This is a genomic window from Micromonospora sp. NPDC005291 (genome assembly GCF_040607415.1).
GTDB lineage: Bacteria > Actinomycetota > Actinomycetes > Mycobacteriales > Micromonosporaceae > Micromonospora.
The window spans coordinates 87,627-99,688 of record NZ_JBEXGR010000009.1 but is presented as its reverse complement, the minus strand read 5'-3'; the positions used below and the strand labels follow the sequence as shown (position 1 = coordinate 99,688).

8 protein-coding genes are annotated in these 12,062 nt (G+C 71.0%); 2 read left to right on the top strand and 6 right to left on the bottom strand.

Annotated features, from left to right (window positions below; all coding sequences use genetic code 11):
• The first annotated feature begins 52 nt into the window (after positions 1-52).
• Positions 53-409 carry a hypothetical protein gene (locus ABZT18_RS15095; RefSeq protein WP_354997093.1) on the top strand — a complete coding sequence of 119 codons (357 nt, stop codon included), beginning with the start codon at positions 53-55 and terminating at the stop codon, positions 407-409.
• A gap of 73 nt (positions 410-482) precedes the next feature.
• On the opposite strand, the gene serA is transcribed toward ABZT18_RS15095, so the two are convergent.
• From serA to ABZT18_RS15070, 5 genes are all read right to left on the bottom strand, one after another.
• A complete protein-coding gene (gene serA / locus ABZT18_RS15090; protein ID WP_354997092.1) occupies positions 483-2,081 on the bottom strand; it encodes a phosphoglycerate dehydrogenase in 1,599 nt (532 codons plus the stop codon).
• Positions 2,082-2,562: 481 nt separating this feature from the next.
• The gene (gene ilvC, locus ABZT18_RS15085; protein ID WP_354997091.1) at positions 2,563-3,576 is read right to left on the bottom strand and encodes a ketol-acid reductoisomerase; all 1,014 of its coding nucleotides are present in this window, start codon (positions 3,574-3,576) and stop codon (positions 2,563-2,565) included.
• Positions 3,577-3,668: 92 nt separating this feature from the next.
• Positions 3,669-4,187, bottom strand: a complete 519-nt coding sequence (ilvN, locus tag ABZT18_RS15080) for an acetolactate synthase small subunit (protein ID WP_354997090.1) — start codon at positions 4,185-4,187, stop codon at positions 3,669-3,671.
• An 81-nt stretch (positions 4,188-4,268) separates the two neighbouring features.
• Positions 4,269-6,164, bottom strand: a complete 1,896-nt coding sequence (locus tag ABZT18_RS15075; RefSeq protein ID WP_354997089.1) for an acetolactate synthase large subunit — start codon at positions 6,162-6,164, stop codon at positions 4,269-4,271.
• A gap of 187 nt (positions 6,165-6,351) precedes the next feature.
• Positions 6,352-8,724, bottom strand: coding sequence for a bifunctional diguanylate cyclase/phosphodiesterase (locus ABZT18_RS15070; protein WP_354997088.1), 2,373 nt, complete (start codon positions 8,722-8,724; stop codon positions 6,352-6,354).
• Between the two features lie 110 nt (positions 8,725-8,834).
• Here ABZT18_RS15070 and ilvD point away from each other — a divergent pair, with 110 nt between their 5' ends.
• Entirely contained in the window at positions 8,835-10,682 is a 1,848-nt protein-coding gene (gene ilvD, locus ABZT18_RS15065; RefSeq protein ID WP_354997087.1) for a dihydroxy-acid dehydratase, read from the top strand.
• Positions 10,683-10,790: 108 nt separating this feature from the next.
• Here ilvD and ABZT18_RS15060 read toward each other — a convergent pair whose 3' ends face one another.
• On the bottom strand, positions 10,791-11,972 hold the full coding sequence (locus ABZT18_RS15060; protein ID WP_354997086.1) for an ROK family transcriptional regulator: 1,182 nt from the start codon (positions 11,970-11,972) through the stop codon (positions 10,791-10,793).
• Positions 11,973-12,062: the final 90 nt, after the last annotated feature.

Sequence of the window (12,062 nt, the reverse complement as noted above, 5' to 3'; positions counted from 1 at the left end):
CGGCGGCGAGGCCGTTTCGACATGGTGAACCGCGGATGGCACGCTATCCGCCGTGAGTTTCGATCTGAGCGTGTGGGCCCTGGACGACGGGGCGACGCCCGAGGACGTACGGACAGCGGTCAACGGTTGCCGACAAGGGCGTCACGTGGACCGTTACCCGGATCCGCGGGTGGTCAGCTTCTACCGGGCGATCACCGCCTCCTATCCGGACCGTCATCCCGGCCCGGGCAGCCCGTGGGCGGTGGCCCCACTGCACGCCGCCCACGACCATGTCGAGCTGAACCTGCACCCGACCTGCGCGGACCAGGTGCTGCTGGACATCGAGCGGCTGGCCGGCGCGCACGGGCTGATGCTCTTCGACCCGCAGGACGGGTCGGTCTACCCGCCCCCGGCCCGCCTGCCCGGCTGACCGACCTCACCCCAACCGGGGGTACGACAAGGGGCCCAGCGGATCGCCGGGCCCCCATGGTGCTTGCCGTTGACTACTCGTCGCGCAGGTCGGCGGCGCTGGCCGCCGTGGCGCCGATCGAGTCGGCTGCCGAGGTGAGCAGGTCGGCGCCGAGCGCCTGGTCGACGGTGAGCGTCATCAGCGTCTCGCCACCCGCCTCGCGCCGGGCCACCTGCATCGCGGCGATGTTGATGCCCGACTCGCCGAGCAGGGTGCCGACGATGCCGACGACGCCGGGCCGGTCGGCGTAGCGCAGGAAGAGCAGGATGCCCTCCGCGCCGATCTCCACGTCGAAGCCGTCCACCTCGGTCAGCTTCAGGACGTCCCGACTGCCGGAGTGGGTGACCGTGCCGGAGACACTGACCGTGCGGCCGTCCGGTAGCGCGCCGCGCACCGTAACCAGGGTGGGCTGCTCCGAAGTCTCGGCCAGGCTGGCGAGGGTAACCTCGACACCACGCTCGGCGGCCAGGTGCGGGGCGTTGACGTAGGTGACCTGCTCCTCGACCACGGAGCTGAAGAGGCCCTTGGTGGCGGCGAGCTTGAGCACGGACACGTCGTGGCTGACGATCTCGCCCCGGACCTCGACCGTGACGCTGGCGGCAACCCCACCGGCGACCGCGGTGAACGCCCGGCCGAGCTTCTCCGCCAGCGGCAGCAGCGGCCGGACGTCCTCGGCGACCACGCCGCCGGCCTGCACGTTGACCGCGTCCGGGACGAACTCGCCCTGCAATGCCAGCTTGACGCTCCTGGCCACGGCGAGGCCGGCCTTGTCCTGCGCCTCGTGGGTGGAGGCACCCAGGTGCGGGGTGGCCACCACGTTGTCGAAGGCGAACAGCGGCGACGAGGTGCACGGCTCCTTGCTGTACACGTCGACACCGGCGCCGGCGACCCGACCCTCGGCGATCGCGTTCGCCAGCGCCTGCTCGTCGACCAGCCCACCACGAGCGGCGTTGATGATGCGAACGCCGGGCTTGACGATCGCCAGCTCCTTCTCACCGATCAGGCCCATGGTCTCGGGCGTCTTCGGCAGGTGGATGGAGATGAAGTCGCTCTCCCGCAGCAACTCCTCCAGGCCGACCAGGCGGACGCCGAGCTGTGCCGCACGGGCCGGCTGGATGTACGGGTCGTACGCGATCAGCCGGGTGCCGAATGCGGCGATGCGAGACGCGAAGAGCACCCCGATCCGACCGAGACCCACCACGCCGACGGTCTTGCCCTGCACCTCGACGCCGGTGTACTTCGACCGCTTCCACTCGCCGGCCTTGAGCGCGGAACTGGCGCTCGCGGTGTTACGGGCAACGGCGAGCAGCAGTGCGACGGCCTGCTCGGCGGCGGAGACGATGTTGGAGGTGGGCGCGTTGACGACCATGACGCCCCGCGCGGTGGCGGCCGGAACCTCGACGTTGTCCAGCCCGATGCCCGCCCGGGCGACCACCTTGAGTCGCGGCGCGGCGGCGACGGCCTCAGCGTCGATCTGGGTCGCGCTGCGCACGATGACGGCGTCAGCCTCGGAGAGCGCCGAGAGCAGAGCCGGACGGTCGGTGCCGTCGACGTGCCGGACGTCGAAGTCGTGGGCGAGCACCTCGATGGCGGCGGGGGCGAGTTCTTCGGCGATCAGTACGACTGGATTCATCGGTCCTCGTAGAGGTCGTGTTTGCGATCGGCCGGGGCGGCAGGGCGCCGCACTGCGCCCTGCGCTGATCCGTGCCGTGGCCGTCAGGTGCCGGCTGCGCACCTACCCGCGATCGTAGGGGCCTCGCTGGTCGGCATGTTCCGGTCTGCGGGGTGAGGGCCCTCACACGCCGGCTCGGACAACGGACACCGACCGTTCACCTGACCGACATGGTTGCCCTGGCCCCTCAGAACAGGAGGCACAGCCCTACGGGAGGAGCCATCCGTGTCGCTCGCCGTACGCATCACGCTGCTCCGAAAGCTGACCCGCATCGATCTCGCGCGGTTCGGTCCGATCCTGGCCGAGGCGTTGGTCACCCGATCCCACCAGGTGGGCCCAGGCGCTGGCGCTGGCCGCCGACGAATCCAGCGTGATCGAGCGCGAGTGATGAGAACGCGACCGCCCGGCCGTGTCTGGACGGCCGGGCGGTCGTGCCGCAACGTCAGGCGGTCTCGGTGATCGGGCGGTCGACCCAGCTCATCATGCCGCGCAGCTTCTTGCCGGTCTCCTCGATCGGGTGCGCCGCACCCTCGGCCTGCCACTTTTTGAAGTTGGGCCGGCCGGCCTCGTCCTCGGCGACCCACTCGCGGGCGAACTCGCCGGACTGGATCTCGCCCAGGATCTTGCGCATCTCATCCTTGACCCGGGAGTCGATGATGCGCGGGCCACGGGAGAGGTCGCCGTACTCGGCGGTGTCGGAGATGCTGTAGCGCATCTTCGCGATGCCGCCCTCGTACATGAGGTCGACGATCAGCTTCAGCTCGTGCAGGCACTCGAAGTAGGCGATCTCGGGGGCGTAGCCCGCCTCGGTGAGCACCTCGAAACCGGTCTGCACCAGAGCCGCGGCACCACCGCAGAGCACCGCCTGCTCGCCGAAGAGGTCGGTCTCGGTCTCCTCGGTGAAGGTGGTCTTGATCGCGCCGGCGCGGGTGCCGCCGATCCCCTTGGCGTACGCGAGGGCGAGCGCGAGCGCGTTGCCGCTGGCGTCCTGCTCGACGGCGACGAGACAGGGCACGCCCTTGCCGTCGGCGTACTGGCGGCGGACCAGGTGGCCGGGGCCCTTCGGCGCGACCATCGCCACGTCCACCTCGGCCGGCGGCTTGATCAGGCCGTACCGGATGTTGAAGCCGTGGCCGAAGAAGATCGCCTTGCCGGGGGCGAGGTGCGGGGCGATCGACTCGGTGTAGAGGGCGCGCTGGGCGGTGTCCGGCGCGAGCACCATGATCACATCGGCCTCGGCGGCGGCCTGCGCCGGCGTGACCACCCGCAGGCCCTGCTCCTCGGCCTTGGGGCGGCTCTTCGAGCCCTCCGGCAGACCGATCACCACGTCGACGCCGGAGTCACGCAGCGACAGCGCGTGGGCATGGCCCTGGCTGCCGTAGCCGATCACCGCGACCTTCTTGGCCTGGATCAGGCCGAGGTCGGCATCGTCGTCGTAGTACACCTCAACGCTCATGAGAAATTCCCTTTCGTACGACGGCCGGGGCGGCCCGTCGTGGTCTGTGTGGATGGGTTCGGGCCGGCCCGCCGGGGCGGAGCGGAGGCGGATCAGGCGGCGGCCCGAAGCGCGGGACCGGCGGTGATCGAACGCGAGCCGCGCCCGATCGCCACCAGCCCGGACTGGACCATTTCCTTGATGCCGAAGGGTTCGAGATCACGGAGGAGGGCGTCGAGCTTGTCCGGGGTGCCGGTGGCCTCGATGGTCAGCGTGTCCGGTGCGACGTCCACAACCCGGGCGCGGAACAGGTTGACGGTCTCCAGCACCTGGGACCGCGTGACCCGGTCGGCGCGAACCTTCACCAGCAGCAACTCCCGGGCAACCGAGACCTGCGGATCCAGCTCAACGATCTTGAGCACGTTGACCAGCTTGTTGAGCTGCTTGGTGACCTGCTCCAACGGGGACGACTCCGCGTTGACCACGATGGTGATCCGGGAGACGTCCGGGTTCTCGGTCTCGCCCACGGCGAGGCTGTCGATGTTGAACCCGCGCCGGGAGAACAGGCCGGAGACGCGGGCGAGCACGCCGGGCTTGTTCTCCACGAGCACGGAGAGAGTGTGCATGGTCATGCAACGACCTCGCTTCGCTCGGTCGTTCCCTGACCATGCGCAAGGCTGAGCTTGCTGATCCGTTCGCTGTGCTCACTCATGTCAGATGTCATCCTCGTCGAAGGCCGGGCGGACGTCGCGGGCGAACATGATCTCGTCGTTGCTGGTGCCGGCGGCGACCATCGGCCAGACCATCGCGTCCTTGCCGACCACGAAGTCGATCACCACCGGGGCGTCGTTGATCTCCATGGCGGCGGCGATGGTCTTGTCCACGTCGGCGGCGTTCTCGCAGCGCAGCCCGACGCAGCCCAGCGCCTCGGCGAGCTTGACGAAATCGGGAATGCGGTGCTTGTGGGTGCCGAGCTCGGTGTTGGAGTAGCGCTCGTTGTAGAACAGCGTCTGCCACTGCCGGACCATGCCGAGATTGCCGTTGTTGATGACAGCGATCTTGACCGGGATGCCCTCCAACGCGCAGGTGGCCAGCTCCTGGTTGGTCATCTGGAAGCAGCCGTCACCGTCCACCGCCCAGACCACCGTGTCCGGCTTGCCGACCTTGGCGCCCATCGCCGCCGGCACCGCGTAGCCCATCGTGCCGAGGCCGCCAGAGTTCAACCAGGTGTACGGCTTCTCGTAGGAGATGAACTGGGACGCCCACATCTGGTGCTGGCCCACCCCGGCCACGAAGATCGCGTCGGGGCCGACGATCTCGCCCAGGCGCTTGATCACGTACTGCGGGGAGAGCGTGCCGTCCGCCGGCTCGTCGTAGCCCAGCGGGTAGCGGTTGCGCAGGTCGTCCAGCTGAGTCCACCAGTCGCCCAGGCCGGTGGTGTGCCCCGCCGACCGCTCGACGGTCACCGCGGCGATCAGCTCGTCGATGACGTGCTTGGCGTCTCCCACGATCGGCACGTCCACATGCCGGTTCTTGCCGATCTCCGCGGGGTCGATGTCCGCGTGCACCACGGTCGCGTCCGGGGCGAACGAGTCCAGCTTGCCGGTGACCCGGTCGTCGAACCGCGCACCCAGCGCGACGATCAGATCCGACTTCTGCAGGCCGTAGACCGCGGCGACGGTGCCGTGCATGCCGGGCATCCCCAGGTGCTGCTGATGCGAGTCGGGGAACGCGCCGAGCGCCATCAGCGTGGTGACGACCGGGATGCCGGTCAGCTCGGCCAGCCGGCGCAGCCCGTCGGTGGCACCGGCCTTGAGCACCCCGCCGCCAACGTAGAGCACCGGCCGGCGGGCCGCGGTCATCAGCCGCGCCGCCTCCCGGATCTGCTTGCCGTGCGGGTGCAGGGTGGGCCGGTAACCGGGCAGGTCCAGGGTGGGCGGCCAGGAGAAGGTGGTCGGTGCCTGGAGCACGTCCTTGGGGATGTCGACCAGCACCGGGCCGGGTCGGCCGCTGCTGGCCAGGTGGAACGCCTCGGCCAGCACCCGAGGGATCTCCTCGGCGTTCTGGACGAGGAAGTTGTGCTTGGTGATCGGCAGGGTGATGCCCTGGATGTCCGCCTCCTGGAAGGCGTCGGTGCCGATCGACGGTCGGGCCACCTGCCCGGTGATCGCCACCATCGCCACCGAGTCCATGTACGCGTCGGCGATCGGGGTGACCAGGTTCGTCGCGCCCGGGCCGGAGGTGGCCATGCAGACGCCGACCTTGCCGGTGGCCTGCGCGTACCCGGTCGCCGCGTGCCCCGCGCCCTGCTCGTGCCGCACCAGGATGTGCCGGACGGTGGAGTCGTAGAGCGGGTCGTACGCCGGCAGGATCGCGCCGCCCGGGATGCCGAAGACGACGTCGACGTCGAGCGCCTCAAGGGACCGCACAAGCGAGCCGGCCCCGGAGACCTGGGCCGGAGCGGAGGGCCGTACCGCCGGGACGGCCGGGCTGGCCGGGGTGGCCGCGCTACGGGCGGCGGTCGGGTCGGCGGCGGCGGCGGTCGGGTCGGCGGCCGCGCGGGCCCGGCGGGCGGTGTGGGCGAGGGTCTCGGGCGTGGGTTTCGTCATGGCGGTTCTGGCCTTCGGCTGGAGTGGCTGTGGCTGGTCAAGCGTTGCGACACGGGCGGGGCCCGCCTCGCCAGGTTCCGACGGCAATAAAAACGGCCCTCGTGCAGATGCACGGGGCCAGCGCACTCTCAACGAGGGAGAGTGCGCTCAGGTAAGTACTCGCAGCGACCGGTACGACGACATGCGGCTAAGCCTGACGCATCTCACGCGATGAGTCAACTGATCCCACATGTTGGTTAACGGAGGCCGGCGCGTCGACCCGTGGCGCGCCATCGGCAGATGGGGTGAGCTGCCCGGACCCGCCCGAAACCCGACGTGGCGCGGGCAGCGGAGCGGGTCGCGCGCCCGGTGAGGTGGCCGCCTCCAGCATCGCCTCCAGGTGCTCGGCCGGCACCCCCCAGCCGAAGAGCGCGCCCTGGCCGAACCGGCAGCCGGCGGCCACCACCGCGGCCAACTCGGTCGGGGTGGTCACCCCCTCGGCGATCACCTCCAGCCCCAGTTGGTGGCCCAGTCGCATGACGATGTCGACCATCGGCGCGAACGCCGGACCGTCCTGGCCGACCGGCCGGACCGGCTCGTGCTCGGCGACCAGGCTGTGGTCGATCTTCAAAATGTCGATCGGCAACCGGCGCAACTGCCCCAGCGACGAGTAGCCCGCCCCGAAGTCGTCCAGCGCGATCCGGACACCGGTCAACCGCAGCGCGGTCAGCCGCCGGATCAGCTCATCCAGGTCGGTGGCGGCCGCGTGCTCGGTGACCTCCAGCACCAGCCGCTGCGGCGGCACGTGGTGGGCGCGCAGCGCCTCGGCGACCTGGACCACGTACTCCGGGGCGTGCAACTCGCGCGGGGAGACGTTGACCGACACCCACACGTCGTGCCCGTCCGCCAGCCAACGGGAGAGCTGGTAGCAGGCCTGATGCAGCACCCAGGCACCGAGCGGGGCGATCATGCCGCACTCCTCGGCGAGCGGAATGAACTCGTCCGGACGAACATTGCCCAGCTCGGGGTGGTGCCAGCGGAGCAGCGCCTCGGCGCCGACCGGCCGCACCGACGGCAGCGACGCCACCGGCTGGAAGGCCAACCGCAGCTCGTCGCGCTCGATGGCGCCACGCAGCTCGTGCTCCACCGTCGTACGTCGGCGCAGCAGCTGGTCGTACGCGGCGTCGTACCGCTCGATCCGGTTCTTGCCGCGCTGCTTGGCGTAGCGCAGTGCCAGGTCGGCGTGCCGCAGCAGCAGCTCCACGTCCGGCTCGCCGGCCCACCCGGCCACCCCGATGCTCACCGACAGGAAGACCGGCCCTTCCGGCTGGTCGTACGGCCGGTTGAGCACCCCGAGCAACCGTTCGGCGACGCGGTCCGCCTCGGCCGGCCGGCCCTGCATGAGTACGGCGAACTCGTCGCCGCCCAGCCGGGCGGCCACGTCGCCGGGGCGCAGGTTGCCGCGCAGCCGCCGGCCCACCTCGGCCAGCACCGCGTCGCCCACGTCATGGCCGCGCATGTCGTTGACGTTCTTGAAGCCGTCCAGGTCAAGCCCGAGCAGCACGCACGGGGTGCCCGCCGTCGCGCTGTCGTGCAGCGCGCGCAGCAGCCCTCGCCGATTGGCCAACGACGTCAGCGGATCGGTGTGCGCCAACTCGCGGAAGTGCGCCTCCCGCTCGACCAGGCGGCCCGCGTACCCCCGCACGTCGCGGAGGGTGAGGTACTGCCGGGCCACCAGCGCGAAGCCCTCCACGCTGCCAGCCACGATGGCCGGCGCGGTGAATCGACCGCCCTGGACGAGGTGGTACGTCGCCGAGGCGGCCAACGCCAGCATCGGGGCGATCGCGTACTCGCCGTCGCGACCGATCAGGTCCAGTTCGATCTGCCCGGGGCGGTCGGCCCGGTGCACCGCGAGCGCGACGGTCAGCAGGCCGGCGGCGAGCACCGCCGCGCCGGTCAGCGACATGGTCGGCCCGGCCTGGCAGAGCCCAGCGCTGAGACCCAGACCGCCGCAGGTCACCGCACTGATGCCGGCGCCCAGCGCGGCGAGCCGTCGGCGTGGGGCGGCGGCCCGGAAGACGACGATCACGGCGAGCCCGGCACCGAGCGCGGCGCTCACGGTGGCCACCAGGATCGCCGGGCAGGCCATCGGGGTGGCGGCGCCGAGCAACCGGGTGGGCTCGGAGAAGAGCACCCAGCCGACGAACCACAGCGCGGCCGCCATGGTCACGCCGTCCAGGGCGAGCCGCGCGGTCCCCGCCGCGGTGGCGGCCACCCCCGGCAGCCGGAGCAGACCGGCCGCGAAGGTCAACCCACTCACCGCCGTGCCGATCGCCACCGCGGTGGCCCACCCGGTGCGCTGCCCCTGCTCGTGGGCCCAGTGGTCGCTCGCGGAGAGCACGGCCACCACACCCGCCAACAGACTGAGCAGGGAGATCCCGGCGGCCGCCGCGAGGAGCAGGTGCGCCGGCCGGTGCGGCCCGGTGCGCCGCCGGGCGACCACGGTCAGCAGCACGGCAGCCGCGGCGGCGACAAGCCCGCTCAGCGCCGCGACCGCGACCATGCCCGGGGGGAGATGCACGTCCTCAAGAGTGCCGGATGAGCGCACATCGTGGGGACCGGGTGTGCATCTGTTGGGACACGGCACATACACCGGATGGCCGGCGCGGCGACGGTGTCATGCTGGTATGCATGCCTGAGCTGCGGTCGAGGACTTCCACACACGGTCGGACGATGGCCGGCGCCCGGGCCCTCTGGCGGGCCACCGGGATGACCGACGACGACTTCGGTAAGCCGATCGTCGCCATCGCCAACAGTTTCACCCAGTTCGTGCCGGGTCACGTACACCTCAAGGACATGGGTGGCCTGGTCGCCGACGCGATCGCCGAGGCCGGCGGGGTGGGCCGGGAGTTCAACACCATCGCGGTCGACGACGGCATCGCGATGGGCCATGGCGGCATGCTCTACTCCCTGCCCAGCCGGGAGTTGATCGCCGACGCGGTGGAGTACATGGTCAACGCGCACTGCGCGGACGCCCTGGTCTGCATCTCCAACTGCGACAAGATCACCCCGGGGATGCTGCTGGCCGCGCTGCGGCTCAACATCCCGACCGTCTTCGTCTCCGGTGGCCCCATGGAGGCCGGCAAGACGATGGCGATCGAGGGCGTCGTGCACAGCAAGATCGACCTGATCGACGCGATGATCGCCTCCTCGAACGAGGCGGTCACCGACGAACAGCTCGGTGAGATCGAGCGCTCCGCCTGCCCGACCTGTGGCTCCTGCTCCGGCATGTTCACCGCCAACTCGATGAACTGCCTCACCGAGGCGATCGGGCTGGCGCTGCCGGGCAACGGTTCGACGCTGGCCACCCACGCCGCACGCCGGTCGCTCTTCGTCGAGGCAGGCCGCACCATCGTCGAGATCTCCAAGCGGTGGTACGACGGCGACGACGAATCGGTGCTGCCCCGCACGGTCGCCTCCAAGGCCGCCTTCGAGAACGCGGTCGCCCTGGACGTCGCGATGGGCGGCTCCACCAACACCGTGCTGCACCTGCTGGCCGCCGCCCGTGAGGCGGAGATGGACTTCGGCGTCACCGACATCGACGCCATCTCCCGGCGGGTGCCGTGCCTGGCCAAGGTCGCCCCGAACTCGCCGAACTACCACATGGAGGACGTGCACCGGGCCGGCGGCATTCCGGCGCTCCTCGGCGAGTTGGACCGGGCCGGGCAGCTCAACCGGGACGTGCACGCCGTGCACTCCCCCTCGCTGGCGCAGTGGCTGACCGACTGGGACGTGCGCGGCGGCTCCCCGACACCGACCGCGGTCGAGCTGTTCCACGCCGCCCCGGGCGGGGTGCGCACCGTCGAGCCGTTCTCCACCACCAACCGGTGGTCGTCGCTGGACACCGACGCGGCCGGCGGCTGCATCCGGGATCGCGAGCACGCGTACTCCGCCGACGGCGGGCTGGCCATCCTGCACGGCAACCTGGCACCGGAGGGCAGCGTGGTGAAGACCGCCGGCGTGCCGGACGACTGCCTGACCTTCCGCGGCCCCGCGAAGGTCTACGAGTCGCAGGACGACGCGGTGACCGCGATCCTCGCCAAGCAGGTGGTCGCCGGGGACGTCGTGGTGATCCGGTACGAGGGGCCGAAGGGCGGCCCCGGCATGCAGGAGATGCTCTACCCCACCTCGTTCCTCAAGGGACGCGGGCTGGGCCGCTCCTGTGCGCTGCTCACCGACGGCCGCTTCTCCGGCGGCACCTCCGGGCTCTCCATCGGGCACGTCTCCCCCGAGGCGGCCTCCGGTGGGCTGATCGCCCTCGTCCGGGAGGGCGACGAGATCGTCATCGACATCCCCGGCCGGTCCATCGAGCTGAACGTGCCGTCCGACGAGTTGGAGGCGCGACGGGTGGCCGAGGAGAAGCGCGACAAGCCGTACACCCCGACCGACCGGCAGCGCCCGGTGTCGGCGGCACTGCGCGCGTACGCCTCGATGGCCACCTCGGCCAGCGACGGCGCCTACCGCCGCGTCCCGGAGTAAGTCTCTCGGGCGCGGCCACGCTCCCACGATCACCACGAGATCGGCGACATCGCGGCATCAAGTCGACTTGGACACCGGGATATCGGCGATCTCGTGGTGATCAGCGGGTCAGCTGGCGGCTACGACGTGGTCGATGACCAGGTGGGCGGCGCCCGTGATGCCGACGTCCTGGCCGCTGTCGACCCGCTCGATGAGCAGGGTCTGGGTGGCCAACGGTAGGCACCGCTCGTAGAGGGTGGCTCGCATGCTGGCGAGCAGCGGCTCGCAGTCGGCGAGTCGGCCGCCGATGGCCACCACCTGCGGGTTGAAGAAGTTGACCACCACGGCCAGGATCTCGCCGATGGCCCGGCCGGCCTGCCGGGCGAGCGCGGTGGCGCGCCGGTCACCGTCGTCGATCAGGCGGATCACGCCGGTCAGGTCGTCGACCGGCACGCCCTGGTCACGTAGCGCGGTGACCAGGGCCGCGCCACTGGCCACCGCCTCCAGGCAACCGGCGTTGCCGCAGGTGCAGGGTGGCGCGGGATCGGCCACCACCCGGCAGTGGCTGATGTCCCCGGCCGATCCCTGTGCGCCCCGGTGCAGCCGTCCGCTGGAGATCACGCCGGAGCCGATCCCGGTGCCGGCCTTGATGTAGACGGCGTGGTCCAGCTCGGGATGTGCCGTGCGGTGTGCGCCGAGCGCCATCAGGTTGGCGTCGTTGTCCACGATGATCGGCACCTCGAACCGGTCGGCACAGAAGGCGGCGACGTCGAAGCCGTTCCAGCCAGGCATCCGGGACGGGCTGACGATGCGTCCGGTGGCGTGCTGCACCGGGCCGGGAATGCCGATACCGACGCCGCGCAGCACATCCGCCGCCGACGCGCCGCCGGAGGCCGCTGACCCGCCACCGGCCGCCAGCGCGGCGACCTCGGTCAGCAGGGCACCGAGCACCGCTTCCGGACCGTCCTCGATGCGTACGGGCAGGGTGCGGCCCTGGACCACCCGCCCGGAGAGATCCAGTGTGCCGACGCGGGCGTGGTGCGCGCCGAGGTCGATGGCGCCGACCACGGCGCCGCCGGTGGGTACGGCGAGCTGGCGTGGCCGTCGCCCACCCCGGGATCGCCCGTCGCCGGTCTCCTCCAGCAAACCCTGGTTGATCAACGCCTCCACACGCTGGGAGACCGTCGAGGGGGACAGCCCGGAGAGCCGGGACAGGTCAGCACGACTGACGGCCGCTCCGGTGGCCACCCAGCGCAGCAGCTCCCGGGGACCGCCCCGAAGGGCTTCGCGTGGCGCGTCGTCAATCGTCACGTCAGGTTCTTAGCACCCGAAGTTTGTTCAAGCAACCGGTTGACTTAGTTTGCTGGCTACCTTTAGATGACGCTGTTGGTTCGATATGAA